Source organism: Stenotrophomonas maltophilia (assembly GCF_001274595.1).
Taxonomy (GTDB): Bacteria; Pseudomonadota; Gammaproteobacteria; order Xanthomonadales; family Xanthomonadaceae; genus Stenotrophomonas; species Stenotrophomonas forensis.
Genome location: NZ_CP011010.1, coordinates 3,346,767 through 3,367,703, shown reverse-complemented (window position 1 = coordinate 3,367,703; position 20,937 = coordinate 3,346,767). Strand labels below are relative to the sequence as shown.

Sequence of the window (20,937 nt, the reverse complement as noted above, 5' to 3'; positions counted from 1 at the left end):
ATGCCCGTATCCCGACTTGATGCCTGTTTCCAGCGCCTACGCGAGCAGCAGCGCAAGGCGTTGATCCCCTTCATCACTGCCGGCGATCCCTCGCTGGAGGCTACCGTGCCGGTCATGCACGCACTGGTCGAGGCCGGCGCCGATGTGATCGAACTGGGCGTTCCGTTCTCCGATCCGATGGCGGACGGACCCACCATCCAGCGCAGCTCCGAGCGCGCGCTGGCGCGCGGTGCCGGCAGCCGTTACGTGCTGCAGGCCGTGGCGCAGTTCCGGGAGCGTGATGCGCAGACCCCGGTGGTGCTGATGGGCTACCTGAATCCGGTCGAGATCCATGGCTACGCAGCGTTCGCCGACGCCGCAGTGAAGGCCGGCGTGGACGGCGTGCTGCTGGTCGATCTCCCGCCTGAAGAAGCCGGTGATGCACAGCAGGCGTTCGAGGCCGCTGGCCTGGCGTTGGTCCTGCTGGCGTCGCCGACCACCAGTGAAGCGCGTGCCGACAAGCTGATGGCCCTGGCGCGTGGCTACCTGTACTACGTCAGCTTTGCCGGTGTCACCGGTGCGTCCGAGCGGCTGGACAGCGATGCTGCCAGCGCCCGCCTGCAGGCACTGCGCAAGCGTGCCTCGGTGCCGGTCGTGGCGGGCTTCGGCATCAAGGACGCGGCCAGTGCCGCGGCAATGGCGCGGCAGGCCGACGGCGTGGTGGTAGGCAGCGCACTGGTGGCGGTGCTGGCAGAGGCGGGCTCGGCGGAAGACGCCGCGCAGCGCGCCGCAGCCTTCCTCGCACCGTTGCGGCAGGCGCTGGACGCGTGACGGTCGTGCCGGCCACGGGCCGGCATCCTCCGGGCTGCCGGCCAGCGGCGGGCGCGACCCGGACCTAAACGTACGTCCCAGCATGGTTTTTTCCAGCTGGCCCGGGCACCGCAAGGGGTGCACGGGCGGGGGCAGCGGAGCTAGACTGTCCGCCTTTGCGGCCCCCGGGCCGCCCTGAACGGAAGTGTCCTCCCGCATGAGTTGGCTCAGCAAGTTGATGCCGTCCGGCATCCGCACCGACAACACCCCCAGCAAGAAGCGCAGCGTCCCCGAGGGCCTGTGGGAAAAGTGCAGCAACTGCGGCAGCGCGTTGTACCGTCCTGAGCTGGAAGAGAACCTGGAGGTCTGCCCGAAGTGCGGCCATCACATGGCGATCCGCGCGCGCGCGCGGCTGGCGGCGCTGTTCGACGCTGACAGCACCACCGAGATCGGTGCGCGCCTGGGGCCGACCGACCTGCTCAAGTTCAAGGACCAGAAGAAGTACAGCGAGCGCATCAAGATCGCGCAGAAGAACACCGGCGAGTACGACGCGCTGATCGCCATGCGCGGCCTGCTCAAGGGGCGTGCGCTGGTGGCTTCGTCGTTCGACTTCGCCTTCATGGGCGGCTCGATGGGCTCGGTGGTCGGTGAGCGCTTCGCGCTGGCTGCCGAAACCGCAGTCGAGATCGGCGCCCCTTACGTGTGCTTCTCGCAGAGCGGCGGTGCACGCATGCAGGAAGGCCTGTTCTCGCTGATGCAGATGGCCAAGACCTCGGCCGCGCTGGGCAAGCTGCGTGAAGCCGGCCTGCCGTACATCTCGGTGCTGACCCATCCGACCACCGGTGGCGTGTCGGCGTCGTTCGCGATGCTGGGCGACATCAACATCGCCGAGCCGCAGGCGCTGATCGGCTTTGCCGGCCCGCGCGTGATCGAGCAGACCGTGCGTGAGAAGCTTCCGGAGGGTTTCCAGCGTTCGGAGTTCCTGCTGGAGCATGGTGCCATCGACCAGATCTGCGACCGCCGCGAAATGCGCGACCGCCTGTCCGACCTGCTGGCGATGCTGGGCCGCCAGCCGGCGCCGGAGGTGGCTTGATGGGAGGCCGCAAGTACTTCGGTACTGACGGCATCCGTGGGCGGGTCGGCCAGGGCGTGATCTCGGCGGACTTCGTGCTGCGCCTGGGCAATGCCCTGGGGCGCGTGCTGGTCGCCCAGCGCGGCCAGGACGGGCGCCGGCCGATCGTGCTGATCGGCAAGGACACCCGCATTTCCGGCTACATGTTCGAAGCGGCACTGGAAGCCGGGCTGGTCGCCGCCGGCGCCGACGTGCAGCTGCTCGGCCCGATGCCGACTCCGGCGGTCGCGTTCCTGACGCGTACCCTGGGCGTGGACGCCGGCATCGTCATCAGTGCTTCGCACAATCCGCACTACGACAACGGCATCAAGTTCTTCTCCGCCCAGGGCGAGAAGCTCGACGATGCCACCGAACTGGCGCTTGAAGCGGCACTGGATGTTCCGTTCGCCACTGCCGAATCGGAAAAGCTGGGCAAGGCGTCGCGCGCACGCGAGGCGGTCGGCCGCTACATCGAATTCTGCAAGGCCAGCGTGCCGCGCGCCTTCGACCTGCGCGGGCTGCGCCTGGTGCTGGATTGCGCGCACGGCGCCACCTACCAGATCGCACCGCTGTTGTTCCGTGAGCTGGGGGCCGAGGTGATCGGCATCGGCGCCGAACCCAACGGCATCAACATCAACGCAGGGGTCGGCTCCACCCATATCGACAACCTGGCGGCCAAGGTCCGCGAGACCCGCGCCGATCTCGGCATCGCCTTCGATGGTGACGGTGACCGCGTGCTGATGGCCGACGACCAGGGCAATCCGGTTGACGGCGATGACCTGCTGTACATCCTGGCGCGCGCGTGGAAGGCCGAAGGTCGCCTGCATGGCCCGGTGGTCGGCACGCTGATGAGCAACTACGGCGTGGAGAAGGCCTTCGCCGACCTGCAGATTCCGTTCGAGCGCAGCAACGTCGGTGACCGTTACGTGCACCAGGCGCTGATTGAAGGCGGTGGCGTGCTGGGTGGTGAAGCCTCCGGCCACCTGCTGTGCCTGGACCGGGCAACCACTGGCGATGGCATCATCAGCGCCCTGCAGGTACTGGTGGCGCTGCGCAGCAGCGGGCAGACCCTGCGCCAGGCGCTGAAGGGGCTGGTGCGGGTACCGCAGAAGACGGTCAACGTGCGGCTGGGCAATGTCTCGGCCAAGGCCACGGTGCAGGCCGACCGCGTGCAGGCCGCGCTGGCCGTCGCGCAGCAGTCGGTGGCTGGTCGTGGCCGTGCGTTCCTGCGCCCGTCCGGTACCGAGCCGGTGGTGCGGGTCACGGTGGAAGCCGATGACGCAGCACTGATGCAGGAAACGCTGGACCGCCTGTCCGCGGCGGTCCGTGAAGCCGCTGCCTGAAGCCGGCGACCGTACAACGTGATGCCACGACATGGCCGCTTTTGCGGCCATGTTGTTTTCCAGCGAGGGTGACTGAACCGATCACGACCGGCGACCACGTTCAGCTGCGGCTGTGCGCTTTGTGACATCGCGTGAACGATACGCGGCGTATTCCCGGGATCAGGATCTCTTGCCTGCATGCATGCAGGCGCTACGCAGGCCGGGACCCGGTCGGAGCCGTTCGTGCTCCATCCTTTCACTGTTGTTGCAAGGACCATGACCATGAACACTTCATTGCGCTGCAGCCGCTGCCTGCTGGCAGGTGCGCTGCTGGTGCTGCCGTTGCTGGGTGGCGTCTCCATTGCCAGCGCCGAACGTCGTCCCGAAGGTGGGCCGCATATGTCCGCTCCGCGCGAGGAGCCGATGCGCGCGCCGTGGGGCTACCCAAGGATGGAGCGCCCGCGCGAGCTGGGTAATGCACGGCCGGCATTCCGCGAGGAGTACCGGCACAACTTCCGCGCCGACCATGCGTTCCGCATCGGGCCCTACCATCCGCCGGTGGGCTATGCGTACCAGCGCTGGCACTACGGCCAGTTCCTGCCGCGCCCGTACTGGATCGGCGACTACATCCTCAACGACTTCTGGCTGTTCGGCCTGGACATGCCGCCGATGGGCTACGAATGGGTGCGCTATGGGCCGGATGCGCTGCTGATCAACACCGGCAACGGCGAGATCGTGCAAGCCGTGTACGGGCGCTTCTTCTGAGACCGACATGGGCCTCCCGCGCCGCAGCGGGCGGGGGAGGCCCTTGCGCTCAGGGCCCCGGCACCATCTTCTTCTGGCGCGCCTTGAAGCCATTGAACAGCGGTGCGATCAGCGGGTTGTAGCTCTGCGCGATGCGCTTGCGCAGCCAGCTGGCCGGGCGGTTGCGGATCGCAAACCGGTAGATGCGTTCCGGATCGCCGCCCACCACGTTGCGGCCGAACGGGTGGGTGGTGTGCAGGTAGCGGAAACCCTGCTCGCGTGCCACTTCAATGTGGTCCTGGTCGAAGTCGCCATACGGCCAGCACAGCGTGTCGGACACTTCGCCAAGCTTTTCCTGCAGCACGTCGCGCGAGATCGCCAGGTCGCGGCTCAGGCCGGCGCGGCGCTGTGCACGGTCCAGGTCGTCGCGGCGCAGCCAACGGGTGTGGGTGTGGGTGTGGCAGTGCACTTCGAAGGTGCCGGCGGCGATGGCCGCACGTGCTTCGCTCCAGCGCATCATCACATCATCGCTGCGGTTCTGTTCGTAGATCGCCGCTTCGCAGCCGCGGTGGTCCGGGGTGGCGGGCAGCGACGCTCCGGCGATGCCGGCGTGCGGCCGCTCCGGGCCTTCACCCATCCAGCCGGTGACCACGAACACCACGGCGTGCATGCCGTACTTCTGCAGGATCGGGTGTGCGTAGACCCAGTTGTCGAGGTAGCCATCGTCGAAGGTGATCACGATCGACTTGCGTGGCACCGGCCTGCCGGCCAGGAAGCCGGCGTACTGGTCCAGCGTCAGCGAGGTCCAGCCGTTGCCGGCCAGCCAGGCGATCTGGCTTTCGAAATTCTCCGGTGACACGGTGATCATGCCCGGCGATGGACTCACGTGGTGGTGCATCAGCACCGGAACAGTTCGCGCGTCAGCCATGTCCCAGCTCCTTCAGCCACTGGTGGTAATAGTGTTCGGTGGCCTCGCCATGGCCAGCCGGGGTGAAGCGGTGCGCGCTGTGCATCCAGTCCCAGCCGGCGCGGCCCATCTGCCGTCGCCGTTCGGGATCGTCCACCAGCAGGCGCAGGGCGCCGGTCAGGGCTGCATTGTCGCCCAGCCGGGTGAGGATCGCATTGCTGCCGTCGACCACCATCTCCGGTACGCCACCGACGCGGGTGGCCACGATCGGCACGCCGACATAGGCCGCTTCCAGGAACACGGTACCGGCGGCCTCCTTGTGCGAGGCCAGCGCGAAGATGTCGAAACCGGCCATCAGCCGGCAGGCACCATCGCGGTAGCCGAGCAGATGCACCTGCGCCTGCAGCCCATGCGCGTCGCGCATCGCCTGCAGTCGATCCATCACCACCTCGCCGTCGCCCACCACCACCAGGTGCAGGTGGGGGTTGGTCTTGCACAGCGGCACCATCGCCTGCAGCAGATCGGCATGGCCCTTGGCCTCGCGGAGCACCGCCACGCACCCCACCACCACGTCCTGTTCGCCGAAGCCCAGTTCGGCGCGGACTTCGGCGCGGACTTCCTGCAGTCGCTGCCACGGGTTGTCCAGGTGGATGTCGCTCCAGCGCGGCGGCACCGCGATCGGTGGCACGATGCCGATGTGCTCGGCTGGAATGCCGCGGTCGGCCAGCAGCTGCTTGACGAAGCTGCTCACGGTCAGCACCCGGTGCGGGAGCCGGGTATAGGTCAGCAGTGAATTGACCGGGCTCATCAGGTGGCGCGAGCGCACCACCAGTGGAGTTCCTCCCAGTCGTGCACCGGCGGCGGCAATCAGCGCATCGCGGCGGCTGGTCGTGTTGACCACGTCGTAACGTTCGCGGCGCACCAGCCGCGACACCGACCAGATGCCGCGCAGCAGCCGGGCCAGGCCGCCCATGCGCAGGGTGTGCACGGTGAAACCATCATCGCGTGCCAGGGTGGCCAGGCGAGCATCGGGCTGGCACAACAGCGATACGTCATGGCCGCGCGCCCGCATCACCTGCATGTGGCGGAAGATGTAGATCTCCTGCCCACCCATGCCTTTGGCGGCTTCGGTGTGCAGGATGCGCAGCGGACGGTTCATGCGGTTCGGTCCTTGAGGCTCAGCGGTTGCGGAAGCGGGTCAGCGCTTCCCATGCAGTGCGGACAGCGGCCGCATCGGGGGTCTGCTGTGGCAGCGGGCGGTAATGCAGGTCCAACGCGGTTGCGTTGCCGAACTTGTCGAACACGTAGATGGCATCGCCATCGCGCACCGCGCGCTGCGACCAGCTTTCGACCACCAGGGCGCGCCTGCCCTGCGGTTCGGCCAGCAGGTCGTGGCCGGTGCTGTAATCGGTCAATGCGTTCTCGCAGCCCAGTGCATGGCGCATCAGGGTCGGCACCCAGTCCTCGTGCGAACTGGTGCGCGATTCATGGCCGCTGGCCTGGCCCGGCCAATGCAGCACGAAGGGCACCTGCAGCTGGTAGTCGGAGAAGTTGCCGTTGTGACCCCAGTAATTCAGCTTGAGGTCGTTGAATTCCTCGGCGTGGTCACCGGTGACCAGCACGATGGTGTCCTGCTCCAGGCCCTGTGCGCGCAGATCGTCCAGCAGCGTGCCAACCAGGCTGTCAGCGTAGTGCACGGCAGTCCGGTAGCGGTTCAACTCGGGGGTCGGGTCGTGGTCAGGGCCGAATTTCAGGAAGTCGATTTCCCGTGCCATCGGGGTGGCCAGCGGCGGATAGCCCTTGGGGATGTGGTACGGGGCATGGGTCGAATCAAGGAAGACGAAGCCGAACCACGGCGTATGCGCGGCCTGGCTGGCGCGGATGTCCTTCCGCAGCGAGGCCACGATGTGGCTGTCGCGCGCTTCCGACCCCAGCCCCGCCGGCCCCTGGTGCAGCTGCTCGCGAACGTCGGCGAAGGCGGTGCGGTCGAATTCAGGGCTGTACAGCGGCGCGCTGCCGTACAGGTGCAGGTCGTAGCCCTGTTGGCCAAGCACCTTGAACAGCTGTGAACCGCGCTGCTCATCCAGCATGCTTGGCCAATAGCCCCCCGGAAGGCCGTACAGCAGCCCGAACAGTCCATAGCGGGTGGCGTTGCCGGTGCTGAAGTGACGCTCGTATACGCGCGCGGACTCGGCCAGTGCCGCCGTGTTCGGCATGACCTGCGGGGTGAGAGCGTCGTGGCGCAGCGATTCCAGCACCACCATGAGCACGTTGGGCCGGTGCGGGTTCTGGCAGCGCAGCGGCTGCAGCGGATAGACAAGCTGGGCATGGCGCGGATCAGGCAGGCCCACCTGCTGTTCGCTGACCACGCCCAGCCTGCGCATGAAACTCTTGGCGGTGATCGGCTGCGCCCACGGCAGGTAGTTCCACTGCGTGATCACATCGCGGTCGCCGCGGGCGTCGTAATAGGCGGTGGCGACCTGGCCGCCCGCCATCAGCAGTGCCACCACCGCCCAGGCCTGCAGCACCCGGCGCCGGCGCGGCGCGGCCGGCAGCAGCTTCCAGCACGCCCAGGCCAGCAGGCCCTCGGCGGTGAACACCGCGGCAGCCAGCAGCGCGACCTGCAGCCAGGTCTTCCAGGACAGGGCCACCTGGTCCTGCAGGGCGCCGCCGAACACCATGTTCACGACCATGGCATTGAGGTGGAAGCGGTACAGGGTGAAGACCTTGGCGTCGACCAGCAGCAGGCACAGCCACAGGCCCTGCAGCAGTACGGCGCTGATGCTCAGCGTACGCGCACTGCGCGGCCACAGGCCCAGCAGCAACGGCAGCAGGCCGGCCAGCGCGCCGAAGGCGAGCAGGTGGCCGGGCAGGGCGATCGCCAGATAGGCCAGACCGGCGCCGCCGCCCGGATTGTCACGCAGCGGTACATTGCCCAGCGCGATCGCGGCGGCCAGCACGGCATTGCCGACGACGAACAGCGACCACCACGCCAGCCGGCGCCAGCGCCGGGCGGAACCTTCTATGGCGGGGGCGGCAGGGGCAGCTGCGGGCATGGCGGGACAGGTTCAGGGAGCGCGGGAAAGGGGCGGGGCCCACGTGACGGACGCGTTGCTCCGCGCGCGGGTCGCGCATTGTATCGGTTTGTTTCTTCGTATCGAGTGGCGTCGCCCGGGCGATCTGTCACAATGTTCAGGCGGGCCATGAATGCGCTGGCCCCCCAGACCCAACGACAAGCCAGGAACCGCTGTGAGCCAGATCCCCACCCTCGACATCACCCGTTTCGACAGCGACCGCGAGGCCTTCGTGGCCGAGCTGGGCGCGGCCTACCGCCAATGGGGATTCGCGGGCATCCGCAACCATGGCATCCCGCAGGCCGACATCGATGCGGCCTACGATGCCTTCAAGGCCTTCTTCGCCCTGCCGGACGAGGTCAAGCGCAAGTACCACGTGGCCGGCAGCGGCGGCGCCCGCGGCTACACCCCGTTCGGTGTGGAGACCGCCAAGGGCTCCAAGCATTTCGACCTGAAGGAGTTCTGGCACATCGGCCGTGAAATCGCCGACGACTCCAAGTACCGCGACGTGATGGCGCCGAACCTGTGGCCGACCGAGGTCGAGGGCTTCCGTGAGCGCGGTTACGGTCTGTATCAGGCGCTGGATAACCTGGGTTCGCGCGTGCTGTCGGCGCTGGCCCTGCACATCGGGCTGCCGGAAGACTTCTTCGCCGACAAGACCAACTTCGGCAACTCGATCCTGCGTCCGATCCATTACCCGCCGATCACCACCGACGACATTCCGAACGTACGCGCCGGTGCCCATGGCGACATCAACTTCATCACCCTGCTGGTGGGCGCCAGCGCCGCCGGCCTGGAAGTGCAGTCGCACGAGGGCGAGTGGGTGCCGTTTACGTCAGACGCGGACACCATCGTGGTCAACATCGGCGACATGCTGCAGCGCCTGACCAACCACGTGTATCCGTCGACCATCCACCGCGTGGTCAATCCCCCGGGTGAGCTGGCGCGCCAGCCGCGCTACTCGGTGCCGTTCTTCCTGCACCCGAACCCGGACTTCCTGATCGACGTGCTGCCCTCGTGCATCACCCCGGAGAACCCGAGTCGCTACCCGGAGGCGATCACCGCCCACGGCTTCCTCGAGGAACGCCTGCGCGAGATCAAGCTGAAGTAACAAGAAGTGAAGGCCGCCGAAAGGCGGCCTTTTTCTTTGCAGGGCTGCGCCCTGCACCCGCAGAGGCCAAAGCCAAAGCCAAAGCGGCTCTGGGATGTTCCGCGGGGAGGCGGGGAGGTGTCGGATGGCGGGGACGCCGTGAACCCGTCCCTGGGGGCTTGGCCGCGGCATCCATGCCGCGGACACCCCGCCATCCGACACCTCCCCGCCTTCGACAGTTTCCCGGTGACGGTGGGTAAATCAGGATTTCCGGTAGGTGTCGACCTTGGTCGACACGATTTCACGCCATGCGTGGATGAGATCCGTCAGATCGAAGTGGGGCAGGGGGCGCTCGGGATGCCGATCTTGCTCTTGCTCTTCTTTTTTCTTTCCGTGGCGGGCGGAACCGCCGGAATGTGTCAGAGGCCGGGTGGGTGGGGATGGCGGGGGTGTCCGCGGCATGGATGCCGCGGCCAAGCCCCCAGGGACGGGTTTACGGCGTCCCCCGCCATCCTCACCCGCCCGGCCAAGCTCCAAAACCCACCGGGCCTTATGCGACCAACCCCAAACCCGCCACGAGGGGCTGCGCCGTTGGCTGAAAATCCATGTAACCGCTTACACGGAAACGGATTTTTGCCGTAGCGGGTATCATGACCGGCTGACTTCACACAGGAGCCACCCGCTCATGCGCCGCAAGATCGTCGCCGGAAACTGGAAGCTGCATGGCAGCCGTCAATTCGCCAATGAACTGCTGGGGCAGGTCGCCACCGGGCTCCCGCTGGAGGGGGTGGACGTGGTGATCCTGCCGCCGCTGCCGTATCTGGGCGAGCTGGTCGAGGATTTCGGCGAAACCGGCCTGGCCTTCGGCGCACAGGACGTGAGCAGCAACGAGAAGGGCGCCTACACCGGCGAGGTCTGCGCCGCCATGCTGCACGAGGTGGGTGCCCGCTATGGCCTGGTCGGCCATTCCGAGCGTCGCCAGTACCACCACGAAAGCAGCGAACTGGTCGCGCGCAAGTTCGCCGCGGCCCTGCATGCTGGCCTGGTGCCGGTGCTGTGCGTAGGCGAGACCCTGGAGCAGCGCGAGGCAGGCCAGACCGAAGCGGTCATCGCCAGCCAGCTGGCGCCGGTGCTCGAGCTGGTCGGCGCGGACGGTTTCGCCCAGGCCGTGGTGGCCTACGAGCCGGTCTGGGCAATCGGCACCGGCCGTACCGCCAGCAAGGAGCAGGCGCAGCAGGTGCACGCGTTCATCCGTGGCGAAGTCGCGCGCATCGATGCTAGAATCGCTGATTCACTGCCCATTGTTTACGGCGGTAGCGTGAAGCCCGACAATGCCGGGGAACTGTTCGCGCAGCCGGATGTCGATGGTGGGCTGGTCGGTGGCGCCTCCCTGGTGGCCGCAGACTTCCTGGCCATCGCAAGGGCGGCGGCCGCGAACTAATCCTAGAAGTATTGTCCGAGGGCGGTTTCCAATGCTGATGTTGATCCTCAATGTCGTCTACGTGCTGGTCGCTGTGGCCATGATCGCGCTGATCCTGATGCAGCGTGGCTCGGGTGCGGCGGCGGGTTCGGGCTTTGGTGCCGGTGCCTCGGGTACGGTGTTCGGTGCGCGCGGCGCCTCGAACTTCCTGTCCAAGTCGACCAAGTGGCTGGCCGTGGTGTTCTTCGGTATCAGCCTCTTCATGGCCTGGTATGCCGGTCACGGCACCCGCCCGGCGGCCGACCAGGATCTTGGCCTGATGTCCGCTCCGGCGGCCAGTGCCCCGGCGGCTCCGGCCGGCGAACTGCCGGCCGTTCCGAAGGCCGATGCGGTCCCGGCTGCCCCGGTTCCGGCCGCGAATGTGCCGGCCAAGGCGGAATCTTCGAATTCTGGTGAAGAAAAGCCTTCGGAAGGCTCCCAGAAAGACTGAAGCCGGTTACAATACGCGGCGCATCGGGAAGATAGTCTGATGTGATCGTTTGCCCAGGTGGCGGAATTGGTAGACGCACTACCTTGAGGTGGTAGCGACGCAAGTCGTAGGGGTTCGAGTCCCCTCTTGGGCACCATTTGTAAGTAAAGCGGGTTCGTCTGGCGCGCAAGGCGCCAGGCAGATTCCCGTCCACTCCCCCATGCCAAAGCGCCTGCAGGCGCGGCGGCAGAGGCAAGAGAGAATCGCTGTGCTGGCCGAATATTTGCCGTCTCTGCTGTTTCTGATCGTTGCCACCGGTATCGGCATTACGCTGATGCTGGTTGGTCGATTCCTCGGTCCCCGCCGCCCCGATCTGGAAAAGCTGTCGCCGTATGAGTGCGGCTTCGAGGCCTTCGAAGACGCGCGCATGAAGTTCGACGTGCGCTACTACCTGATCGCGATCCAGTTCATCGTCTTCGACCTGGAAATCATCTTCATCGTGCCGTGGACCCAGGTCTTCATGGAACTGGGCGCCCGTTCGCTCATCACCATGGGCCTGTTCGTTGGCATGCTGTTCCTCGGTTTCATTTACGTCTGGAAGAAGGGAGCGCTGGAATGGGAGTGATTCAGACTCTCGATGGCCTCATGAACAACCCCACGCCGGAAGGCCGGGTTGATGACATCCTGCGGCCGGAAGGCGACAACCCGCTGCTGGAAAAGGGCTTCGTCACCACCAGCGTCGACGCACTGCTGAACTGGGCACGCACCGGTTCGATGTGGCCGATGACCTTCGGTCTGGCCTGCTGCGCGGTCGAGATGATGCACGCCGGCGCCGCGCGCCTGGACCTTGACCGCTACGGCGTGGTGTTCCGCCCGTCGCCGCGTCAGTCCGACGTGATGATCGTGGCCGGTACCCTGGTCAACAAGATGGCCCCGGCGCTGCGCAAGGTCTACGACCAGATGCCGGACCCGAAGTGGGTCATCTCGATGGGTAGCTGCGCCAACGGCGGCGGCTATTACCACTACTCCTATTCTGTCGTGCGCGGCTGTGATCGCGTGGTGCCGGTGGACGTCTACGTCCCGGGCTGCCCGCCGACCGCCGAGGCGCTGGTGTACGGGATCCTGCAGCTGCAGAAGAAGATCTGGCGTACACAGACCATCGCCCGCTGACCCCTTCACCTGACAAGAGCGCGCCAAGCCCCCATGGCAGAGCAAGCATCCTTCATCGACCGACTCTCCGCACGTTTCGCAGGTGCGAAGGTCATCGTGGTCGAACCCCGCGGCGAAGTGACGCTGGAAGTGCCTGCCGCCGAGTGGCACGCCACCGCCCTGGCGCTGCGTGACGAGTTTGGTTTCGAGCAGGCCGTGGATCTCTGCGGCGTCGACTACCTCGGTTATGGCTCCGACGAATGGGACACCGCCGACGTGTCCTCGCAGGGCTTCAGCCGTGGCGTCGAAGGCAAGGCCCAGGGCCGCTTCGCGTGGGGCGAGTTCCCCACCGAGGAGAACGGTGCCGACGGTGCCCGCCCGCAGCACATGCCGACCCAGCGTTTCGCCGTGGTCGCGCAGCTGCGTTCGTACCAGCATAACCTGATGATGCACCTGCGCTGCTTCGCCCCTGACGAAGCGCTGCCGGTGGTGTCCTCGCTGACCGGCATCTGGCCGGGCCTGAACTGGTTCGAGCGCGAAGCGTTCGACCTGTACGGCGTGATCTTCGAAGGCCACCCGGACCTGCGCCGGATCCTGACCGACTACGGTTTCGTCGGCCATCCGTTCCGCAAGGACTTCCCGCTGATCGGCAATGTCGAAGTCCGCTACGACGAAGAAAAGAAGCGCGTGATCTACGAACCGGTCACCTCGGTGGAGCCGCGTGTCGGCGTGCCGCGCGTGATCCGTGACGACGCCCGTCTGCAGACCGCAGAAGGTGAGCGCGCGCAGGAGGCAGTGAAGTGAGCCACGTACACCAGGCCGGCGAAGCCTTCGCCAGCAACGCCGCCGAAAGCCGGCAGGAAATCCGCAACTACACCATGAACTTCGGCCCGCAGCATCCGGCCGCTCACGGTGTGCTGCGCCTGATCCTGGAAATGGACGGCGAAACCATCATGCGCGCCGACCCGCACGTGGGTCTGCTGCACCGTGGTACCGAGAAGCTGGCCGAGTCCAAGCCGTTCAACCAGTCGATCGGCTACATGGATCGCCTGGATTACGTGTCGATGATGTGCAACGAGCACGCCTACGTGCGCGCGATCGAGACCCTGATGGGCATCGAGGCGCCGGAGCGTGCGCAGTACATCCGCACCATGTACGACGAAATCACCCGCATCCTCAACCACCTGATGTGGCTGGGCTCCAACGCGCTCGACCTGGGTGCGATGGCGGTGATGCTGTACGCCTTCCGCGAGCGCGAAGAGCTGATGGACTGCTACGAAGCAGTCTCCGGCGCGCGCATGCACGCGGCGTACTACCGTCCGGGCGGTGTCTACCGCGACCTGCCGGACCACATGCCGAAGTACAAGGAGTCGCGCTGGCACAAGGGCAAGGCGCTGAAGCAGCTCAATGCTTCGCGTGAAGGTTCGCTGCTGGACTTCCTGGAAAACTTCACCAACGAATTCCCGGGTCGTGTCGACGAATACGAGACCCTGCTGACCGACAACCGTATCTGGAAGCAGCGTACCGTCGGCATCGGCGTGGTCACTCCGGAGCTGGCCCACCAGTGGGGCATGACCGGCGTGATGCTGCGCGGCTCGGGCATCGCCTGGGACCTGCGCAAGAAGCGCCCGTACGCCAAGTACGATGCCGTCGATTTCGACATCCCGCTGGGCAAGGAAGGCGACTGCTACGACCGCTACCTGGTCCGCGTTGCCGAAATGCGCGAGTCCAACCGCATCATCAAGCAGTGCGTGGCGTGGCTGAAGGCCAACCCAGGCCCGGTCATGGTCAAGAACTTCAAGGTCGCTCCGCCCAAGCGTGAGGACATGAAGGACGACATGGAAGCGCTGATCCACCACTTCAAGCTGTTCAGCGAAGGCTATTGCGTGCCGGCCGGTGAAACCTACGCGGCAGTGGAAGCGCCCAAGGGCGAGTTCGGCTGCTACCTGGTCTCCGATGGCGCCAACAAGCCGTTCCGCGTTCACCTGCGCGCACCGGGCTTCGCCCACCTGTCCTCGATCGATTCGGTCGTGCGCGGCCACATGCTGGCCGACGTGGTGGCGATGATCGGTACCTACGACCTGGTGTTCGGCGAGGTTGACCGGTAATGCCGTCCGCCACGCCAACGCCCGCTGCAGGCAGCCGGCGCAAGCCGGCGCCGCAGTTTCTGCAATTTCACGTTATGCATTTCGCTGAGGTCGGCCGATGAAGGCGACAGGTAATTTCGAGGCGGCGCGCGACGTCGACCCGATGGTGGTGCTGAGCGACAAGACCCGCGCTCACATCGATCACTGGCTGTCCAAGTTCCCGCCGGACCGCAAGCGCTCTGCCGTGCTGCAGGGCCTGCATGCGGCCCAGGAGCAGAACGAGGGTTGGCTGACCGACGAGCTGATCGCCGGCGTGGCCAAGTACCTTGATCTGCCGCCGGTGTGGGCCTACGAGGTCGCCAGCTTCTACTCGATGTTCGAGACCGAGAAGGTGGGCCGCAACAACGTGGCCATCTGCACCAACATCAGCTGCTGGCTCAATGGCGCCGAGGACATCGTGCGCCATTGCGAGAAGAAGCTGGGCATCAAGCACGGTGAATCGACCCCGGACGGCCGCGTCTACCTCAAGCGCGAGGAAGAGTGCCTGGCCGGCTGCGGTGGCGCGCCGATGATGGTCATCAACGGTCACTACCATGAGCGTCTGACCCTGGAAAAGGTCGACGAGCTGCTGGACGGGCTGGAGTAAGGGCATGGCACATCACCACGAATCCAAGGGTCCGGTCGGCCCCGCGCCGCTGCCGCACCAGGTGGTCTACACCACCCTGCATTACGACACCCCGTGGTCGTACGAAAGCTACCTGAAGACCGGTGGCTACGCCGCCCTGCGCAAGATCCTCGAAGAGAAGATCCCGCCGGAACAGGTCATCGAGATGGTCAAGGCCTCGGGCCTGCGCGGCCGCGGTGGCGCGGGCTTCCCGACCGGCCTGAAGTGGTCCTTCATGCCCAAGGGCAACATGCAGAAGTACATCCTCTGCAACTCGGACGAATCCGAGCCGGGCACCTGCAAGGACCGCGACATCCTGCGCTACAACCCGCATTCGGTGGTGGAAGGCATGGCGATCGCCTGCTACGCCACCGGTTCGACGGTGGGTTACAACTACCTGCGCGGTGAGTTCCACCACGAGCCGTTCGAGCACTTCGAGCAGGCCCTGGCCGACGCCTATGCAAATGGCTGGCTGGGCAAGAACGTGATGGGCTCGGGCGTGGACATCGACATCTACGGTGCGCTGGGCGCCGGCGCGTACATCTGCGGCGAAGAAACCGCGCTGATGGAATCGCTGGAAGGCAAGAAGGGCCAGCCGCGCTACAAGCCGCCGTTCCCGGCGAACTTCGGCCTGTACGGCAAGCCGTCGACGATCAACAACACCGAAACCTACGGTTCGGTGCCGGCGATCATCCGCAACGGCCCGGAGTGGTTCAAGGGCCTGAGCCTGACCGCCAACGGCGGCCCGAAGTGCTTCTCGGTGTCCGGTTGCGTACAGAACGGCGGCAACTTCGAAGTGCCGTTGGGCACCACCTTCGACGACCTGCTGGAAATGGCCGGTGGCCTGCGTCCGGGCCGCACCCTGAAGGGCGCGATTCCGGGTGGCGTGTCGATGCCGGTGCTGACCGCGGCCGAGCTGAAGGGCCTGCCGATGGACTACGACACCATCCGTGCCCTGGGCTCGGGCCTGGGTTCGGGCGCCGTCGTGGTGCTCGATGACAGCGTCTGCTGCGTCAAGTTCGCCTGCCGCATCAGCCAGTTCTTCCACAAGGAATCCTGCGGCCAGTGCACCCCGTGCCGTGAAGGCACCGGCTGGATGCACCGCGTGCTGGAGCGCATCGTCGCCGGCAAGGCCACGATGGAAGACCTGCACCAGCTGAAGGCAGTGGCCGGCCAGATCGAAGGCCACACCATCTGTGCGTTCGGCGAAGCGGCTGCATGGCCCATCCAGGGCTTCCTGCGCCAGTTCTGGGACGAGTTCGAGTACTACATCGTCAACGGTCATTCGATGGTTGACGGCAAGAAGGTGGAGGCAGCCGCTGCATGAGCGCGCAACCCGTAAATCCGAGCGTCCCACCCGATCACGTCACCATCGAGATCGATGGCAAGTCGCTGGTCGTGCCCAAGGGCTCGATGATCATCCAGGCCGCCGACAAGGCCGGCATTTCGATTCCGCGCTTCTGCTACCACGAGAAGTTGCCGATCGCCGCCAACTGCCGCATGTGCCTGGTGGACGTGGAGAAGTCGCCGAAGCCGGCGCCGGCCTGCGCCACTCCGGTGATGGACGGCATGAAGGTCGCCACCCGTAGCGAGAAGGCACTGAAGTTCCAGCGCTCGGTGATGGAGTTCCTGCTCATCAACCACCCGCTGGACTGCCCGATCTGCGATCAGGGCGGCGAGTGCGAGCTGCAGGACGTGTCGCTGGGCTATGGCCGTTCGGTCAGCCGCTTCAACGAGCGCAAGCGCGTGGTGCCGGACGAGGACATGGGTCCGCTGGTCGCCACCGAAATGACCCGCTGCATCCAGTGCACGCGCTGCGTGCGCTTCACCGCCGACGTGGCTGGCACCTATGAACTGGGTGGCATGTACCGCGGCGAGAACCTGCAGATCGGTACCTACGACGGCAAGCCGCTGACCACCGAACTGTCCGGCAACGTCGTCGACGTCTGCCCGGTCGGTGCGCTGACCAACAAGGTGTTCCAGTTCCGCGCCCGTCCGTGGGAACTGACCGCACGCGAGTCGCTGGGTTACCACGACGCGATGGGTTCGAACCTGTTCCTGCACGTGCGTCGCGGCGAAGTGCTGCGCACCGTGCCGCGCGACAACGAAGCCGTCAACGAATGCTGGCTGTCCGACCGTGACCGCTACTCTCACCAGGGCCTGTACAGCGAAGACCGTGCGGTCAAGCCGCTGCGCAAGGTCAATGGCGAGTGGAAGGAAGTGAGCTGGGCCGAAGGCCTGGCCGCGGCCGCCGAAATCCTCAAGGCCAACCAGGGCGACAACCTGGGCGTGCTGGTGCATCCGTCGACCTCGAACGAGGAAGGCGCGCTGCTGGCCCGCCTGGCCAAGGGCCTGGGTTCGAGCAACATCGACCACCGCATCAACAACCGCGATTTCTCCGACGCCGCAACCGCCGAAGTGTTCGGCCTGCCGCTGGCCGAGATCGAAGGCGCCGACCGCATCGTCGTTCTGGGCAGCAACATCCGCCACGAACTGCCGCTGCTGCACGCCCGCCTGCGCAAGGCGCAGACCACTAATGGCGCCAAGATCCACGTCGTCAACCCGGTGGACTTCGACTTTGCCTTCAGCATTGCCGGCAAGCAGATCGTCGCGCCGTCGAAGTTCGTCGACGCGCTGGCCAACGCCGAGCTGCGTTCGGCAGTGCAGGGCGGCAACAACACCGTGTTGATCGTCGGCGGCATCGCCGAGAACCACCCGCAGGCTGCCGCGATCCGCGCCGCCGCGCGTGACTTCGCTGCCGCCACCGGTGCCAAGCTGTGCCGCATCCCGCAGGGCGCCAATGCCGTTGGCCTGACCCGTGCCGGCGTGCTGCCGGCCGGCAAGGACGTCGCCGCGATGCTGGCGCAGCCGCGCCAGGCCTACGTGGTGTACGGCCTGGAGCCGGGCCTGGACTTCGCCGATGCTCCGGCTGCGCGCAAGGCGCTGGTCGGTGCCAAGGTGGTGGCCTTCAGCCAGTTCGCCTGTGTCTCCACCCGCGACGTCGCCGATGTGATCCTGCCGATCGGCGCGCTGCCGGAAATCGACGCCACCCTGACCAACCTCGATGGTCGCGAGCAGTCGGCCCGTGCCGGCGGCAAGCTGCCGGGCGAGGCGCGTGAAGGCTGGCGCGTGCTGCGCGCACTGGGCGGCGAAATGGCGCTGGCCGGTTTCGACTTCACCGACCTGGCCGGCCTGCGCGCCAGCCTGGCCCCGGTGTCGGTCAGCGTTGCCGCTTCGGCGCAGCCGGCGGTGGCCGGCGAAGGCCTGGAAGTGGCTTCGACCGCCGCGATCTACCGCACCGATGCGGTGGTCCGTCGCGCCCCGGCGCTGCAGTCGCATCCGCTCAACAACGCCCCGCGCATCGTGCTGAACGCTGAAGATGCCGCTCGCCTGCAGCTGCAGGAAGGGCAGATGGCCAAGGTCGGCACCGATGCCGGCAAGGCCACCCTGCCGGTGGTGGTCGACGCCCGCGTCGCTGCGGGTTCGGTCTGGATTGAATCGGGCCACGGCGCGACCGCGCCGCTGGGTGCCGCTCGCGTAACGGTGGTGGCTGCATGAACGAATTGCTGTTGAACGCGGTCGACCCGCTGCACCAGTGGCTGCTTGGCCTCGGTGACATCGGCGCGCTGATCTGGATCATCCTGAAGATCCTGGTGATCACCGTTCCGGTGATCATCTCGGTGGCCTTCTACGTGGTCTGGGAACGCAAGCTGATCGGCTGGATGCACGTCCGCCACGGCCCGATGTACGTCGGCATGGGCATCTTCCAGGCCTTCGCCGACGTCTTCAAGCTGCTGTTCAAGGAAGTGGTGCAGCCGAGCAGCGCCAACAAGGCGATCTACCTGCTGGCCCCGCTGATCACCCTGGCCCCGGCCTTCGCGGCCTGGTCGGTGGTGCCCTTCGATTCGCAGATCGTGCTGTCCAACGCCAACGCCGGCCTGCTGTACCTGCTGGCGATGACCTCGCTGGGCATCTACGGCATCATCCTGGCCGGTTGGGCGTCCAACTCGAAGTACGCGTTCCTGGGTGCCATGCGCGCCTCGGCGCAGATGATCAGCTACGAAATCGCGATGGGCTTCGCCCTGGTCGGCGTGATGATCGCTTCGGGCAGCCTGAACCTGAGCAACATCGTGATGGCGCAGGCCGGCAGCTCCGGCTTCTTCGACTGGTTCCTGCTGCCGCTGTTCCCGCTGTTCGTCATCTACTGGGTGTCGGGCGTGGCCGAAACCAACCGCGCGCCGTTCGACGTGGTGGAAGGCGAGTCGGAAATCGTTGCCGGCCACATGGTCGAATACTCCGGCGGTGCCTTTGCGCTGTTCTTCCTGGCCGAATACGCGAACATGATCCTGATCAGCTTCCTGATCTCGATCTTCTTCCTCGGCGGCTGGCTGAGCCCGGTCCAGGGCTGGGTCAACTTCGGCGATGTCTCGCCGCTGGTCGACTGGATCTGGAAGGGCGGTGCACCGTGGCTGTTCGTCAAGGTGTTCTTCTTCGCCAGTGCCTACATCTGGTTCCGTGCCAGCTTCCCGCGCTTCCGCTATGACCAGATCATGCGCCTGGGCTGGAAGGTCTTCATCCCGCTGGCCATTCTGTGGATCGCGGTTACCGCCGTCATGGTGTTCTTCGGCGTGATTCAAAAGGGCGTCTAAAGTGATGAACAGGATTACCCATTACTTCAAGAGCCTGCTGCTGCTCGAACTGCTGGCGGGCCTCTGGCTGACGCTGAAGTACAGCTTCAAGCCGAAGTACACGATGATGTACCCGATGGAGAAGTTCCCGCAGTCGCCGCGCTTCCGTGGACTGCACGCCCTGCGCCGTTATCCCAACGGTGAAGAGCGCTGCATCGCCTGCAAGCTGTGCGAAGCGGTGTGCCCGGCGCTGGCCATCACCATCGACTCGGCCAAGCGCGAAGACGGCACCCGCCGTACCACGCGCTACGACATCGACCTGTTCAAGTGCATCTTCTGCGGCTTCTGCGAAGAAAGCTGCCCGGTGGACTCGATCGTCGAAACCCACATCCTCGAGTACCACTTCGAGAATCGTGGCGAAAACATCGTTACCAAGCCGCAGCTGCTGGCCCTGGGCGACCGTCTCGAATCCGAGATCGCCGAGCGTCGCGCCGCCGATGCCGCTTACCGCTGAGGTCGAGAGATGGATTGGGTAAATATCGCTTTCTGGGTGTTCGCCATCGCGGCAACGGTTTCGGCCGGTGCGGTGATCAGCGTGCGCAACCCGGTTCACGCCGTGCTCTGCCTGGTGCTGACCTTCTTCTCCATCGCCTGCGTGTGGCTGCTGGTGGGCGCCGAGTTCCTCGGTGTTGCCCTGGTGCTGGTCTACGTCGGCGCGGTGATGGTGCTGTTCCTGTTCGTGGTGATGATGCTGGACATCGACCCCACCAAGCTGCGTGAGGGCTGGGTGCGCTACCTGCCGGTCGGACTGATCGTCGCGGTCGCGATGCTCGTGCAGATGCTGATCCTGATCGGCGTCAAGGCCCGCTCGGTCACCCCGTTCCCGGCCGACAACGCCGCTGCGGTCGCCGCCGACAGCTCCAACGTCACCTGGCTGGCGCGCACGCTGTTCACCGAGTACCTGCTGCCGTTCGAGTTCGCTGCCGTCATCCTGACCGTGGCCGTGGTTGCCGCCGTGATGCTGACCCTGCGCCGCCGTACCGGCGTGAAGAGCCAGAACCCGGGCGAGCAGACCATGGTCAAGGCCGGCCAGCGCCTGCGCATGGTCAAGATGGGCGCCGAAGCACCGGTCGTGCACAGCAACAGCAAGCCGGCCGCCGGCGAGGAGACCCAGCCGTGATTACCCTTGGCCACATGCTTGCGCTCGGCGCGGTGCTGTTCGCCATCAGCCTGGCCGGCATCTTCCTCAACCGGAAGAACGTCATCGTCCTGCTGATGTCGATCGAACTGATGCTGCTGTCGGTGAACATCAATTTCGTCGGCTTCTCGCGTCAGCTGGGCGATCCGTCCGGCCAGCTGTTCGTGTTCTTCATCCTGACCGTCGCCGCCGCGGAAGCCGCCATCGGCCTGGCGATCCTGGTGACCCTGTTCCGTACCCGCCGCACGATCAATGTCGGCGAAGTCGATTCGCTGAAGGGCTGAT

At 66.0% G+C, this 20,937-nt stretch carries 21 protein-coding genes and 1 tRNA gene; 19 read left to right on the top strand and 3 right to left on the bottom strand.

Annotated features, from left to right (window positions below; all coding sequences use genetic code 11):
* The 4 genes from trpA (at nt 1) to VN11_RS15515 (ending at nt 3,987) form a co-directional block, all read left to right on the top strand.
* Nucleotides 1-810 (top strand): tryptophan synthase subunit alpha, encoded by an 810-nt coding sequence (trpA, locus tag VN11_RS15530; RefSeq protein ID WP_053450390.1) that lies wholly within the window; start codon nt 1-3, stop codon nt 808-810.
* 196 nt (nt 811-1,006) lie between these two features.
* Nucleotides 1,007-1,882 carry an acetyl-CoA carboxylase, carboxyltransferase subunit beta gene (gene accD / locus VN11_RS15525; RefSeq protein WP_005410473.1) on the top strand — a complete coding sequence of 292 codons (876 nt, stop codon included), beginning with the start codon at nt 1,007-1,009 and terminating at the stop codon, nt 1,880-1,882.
* Nucleotides 1,882-3,243 (top strand): phosphoglucosamine mutase, encoded by a 1,362-nt coding sequence (gene glmM / locus VN11_RS15520; RefSeq protein ID WP_053450389.1) that lies wholly within the window; start codon nt 1,882-1,884, stop codon nt 3,241-3,243. Before accD ends, glmM begins: the two co-directional genes overlap by 1 nt.
* A gap of 261 nt (nt 3,244-3,504) precedes the next feature.
* Nucleotides 3,505-3,987 (top strand): RcnB family protein, encoded by a 483-nt coding sequence (locus VN11_RS15515; protein WP_049456111.1) that lies wholly within the window; start codon nt 3,505-3,507, stop codon nt 3,985-3,987.
* Nucleotides 3,988-4,036: 49 nt separating this feature from the next.
* Here the strand turns inward: VN11_RS15515 and VN11_RS15510 are convergent, their stop codons facing one another.
* Genes VN11_RS15510 through VN11_RS15500 form a run of 3 tightly spaced genes read right to left on the bottom strand, consistent with a single transcriptional unit; the run spans nt 4,037 to nt 7,929 of the window.
* The gene (locus tag VN11_RS15510) at nt 4,037-4,894 is read right to left on the bottom strand and encodes a polysaccharide deacetylase family protein (protein WP_053450388.1); all 858 of its coding nucleotides are present in this window, start codon (nt 4,892-4,894) and stop codon (nt 4,037-4,039) included.
* The gene (locus VN11_RS15505) at nt 4,887-6,032 is read right to left on the bottom strand and encodes a glycosyltransferase family 4 protein (protein ID WP_053450387.1); all 1,146 of its coding nucleotides are present in this window, start codon (nt 6,030-6,032) and stop codon (nt 4,887-4,889) included. The genes VN11_RS15510 and VN11_RS15505 overlap by 8 nt, the downstream gene beginning before the upstream one ends.
* A 19-nt stretch (nt 6,033-6,051) precedes the next feature.
* Nucleotides 6,052-7,929 (bottom strand): DUF3413 domain-containing protein, encoded by a 1,878-nt coding sequence (locus VN11_RS15500; protein WP_053450386.1) that lies wholly within the window; start codon nt 7,927-7,929, stop codon nt 6,052-6,054.
* 151 nt (nt 7,930-8,080) lie between these two features.
* On the opposite strand from VN11_RS15500, the gene VN11_RS15495 reads away from it, so the two are divergent.
* The 15 genes from VN11_RS15495 to nuoK all read left to right on the top strand — a co-directional run bounded on the left by VN11_RS15495 (nt 8,081) and on the right by nuoK (nt 20,936).
* Complete coding sequence (locus VN11_RS15495) at nt 8,081-9,058, top strand: isopenicillin N synthase family dioxygenase (protein WP_053450385.1); 978 nt, start codon at nt 8,081-8,083, stop codon at nt 9,056-9,058.
* A gap of 664 nt (nt 9,059-9,722) precedes the next feature.
* Complete coding sequence (gene tpiA, locus VN11_RS15490; protein ID WP_053450384.1) at nt 9,723-10,478, top strand: triose-phosphate isomerase; 756 nt, start codon at nt 9,723-9,725, stop codon at nt 10,476-10,478.
* 31 nt (nt 10,479-10,509) lie between these two features.
* Nucleotides 10,510-10,947, top strand: coding sequence for a preprotein translocase subunit SecG (gene secG / locus VN11_RS15485; protein ID WP_006458798.1), 438 nt, complete (start codon nt 10,510-10,512; stop codon nt 10,945-10,947).
* Between the two features lie 51 nt (nt 10,948-10,998).
* Nucleotides 10,999-11,083: transfer RNA gene (locus tag VN11_RS15480), tRNA-Leu, on the top strand.
* A 111-nt stretch (nt 11,084-11,194) separates the two neighbouring features.
* The gene (locus VN11_RS15475) at nt 11,195-11,551 is read left to right on the top strand and encodes an NADH-quinone oxidoreductase subunit A (RefSeq protein WP_008265012.1); all 357 of its coding nucleotides are present in this window, start codon (nt 11,195-11,197) and stop codon (nt 11,549-11,551) included.
* The gene (locus VN11_RS15470) at nt 11,542-12,096 is read left to right on the top strand and encodes a NuoB/complex I 20 kDa subunit family protein (protein ID WP_005410463.1); all 555 of its coding nucleotides are present in this window, start codon (nt 11,542-11,544) and stop codon (nt 12,094-12,096) included. The genes VN11_RS15475 and VN11_RS15470 overlap by 10 nt, the downstream gene beginning before the upstream one ends.
* Nucleotides 12,097-12,129: 33 nt before the next feature.
* Nucleotides 12,130-12,879 (top strand): NADH-quinone oxidoreductase subunit C, encoded by a 750-nt coding sequence (locus tag VN11_RS15465; RefSeq protein WP_005410462.1) that lies wholly within the window; start codon nt 12,130-12,132, stop codon nt 12,877-12,879.
* Complete coding sequence (locus VN11_RS15460) at nt 12,876-14,183, top strand: NADH-quinone oxidoreductase subunit D (RefSeq protein WP_008264464.1); 1,308 nt, start codon at nt 12,876-12,878, stop codon at nt 14,181-14,183. The genes VN11_RS15465 and VN11_RS15460 overlap by 4 nt, the downstream gene beginning before the upstream one ends.
* A gap of 97 nt (nt 14,184-14,280) precedes the next feature.
* The gene (gene nuoE / locus VN11_RS15455; RefSeq protein WP_006381132.1) at nt 14,281-14,808 is read left to right on the top strand and encodes an NADH-quinone oxidoreductase subunit NuoE; all 528 of its coding nucleotides are present in this window, start codon (nt 14,281-14,283) and stop codon (nt 14,806-14,808) included.
* A 4-nt stretch (nt 14,809-14,812) separates the two neighbouring features.
* On the top strand, nt 14,813-16,153 hold the full coding sequence (gene nuoF, locus VN11_RS15450; RefSeq protein ID WP_006458704.1) for an NADH-quinone oxidoreductase subunit NuoF: 1,341 nt from the start codon (nt 14,813-14,815) through the stop codon (nt 16,151-16,153).
* Nucleotides 16,150-18,384, top strand: coding sequence for an NADH-quinone oxidoreductase subunit NuoG (nuoG, locus tag VN11_RS15445; protein WP_053450383.1), 2,235 nt, complete (start codon nt 16,150-16,152; stop codon nt 18,382-18,384). Before nuoF ends, nuoG begins: the two co-directional genes overlap by 4 nt.
* Nucleotides 18,381-19,475: an NADH-quinone oxidoreductase subunit NuoH gene (nuoH, locus tag VN11_RS15440; RefSeq protein WP_006458641.1), complete on the top strand. Its 1,095-nt coding sequence runs from the start codon at nt 18,381-18,383 to the stop codon at nt 19,473-19,475. Before nuoG ends, nuoH begins: the two co-directional genes overlap by 4 nt.
* A 4-nt stretch (nt 19,476-19,479) precedes the next feature.
* Entirely contained in the window at nt 19,480-19,968 is a 489-nt protein-coding gene (gene nuoI / locus VN11_RS15435) for an NADH-quinone oxidoreductase subunit NuoI (protein WP_005417924.1), read from the top strand.
* A 9-nt stretch (nt 19,969-19,977) separates the two neighbouring features.
* A complete protein-coding gene (locus VN11_RS15430) occupies nt 19,978-20,634 on the top strand; it encodes an NADH-quinone oxidoreductase subunit J (RefSeq protein ID WP_006458640.1) in 657 nt (218 codons plus the stop codon).
* Nucleotides 20,631-20,936: an NADH-quinone oxidoreductase subunit NuoK gene (gene nuoK, locus VN11_RS15425; protein ID WP_005410454.1), complete on the top strand. Its 306-nt coding sequence runs from the start codon at nt 20,631-20,633 to the stop codon at nt 20,934-20,936. Before VN11_RS15430 ends, nuoK begins: the two co-directional genes overlap by 4 nt.
* Nucleotide 20,937: the final 1 nt, after the last annotated feature.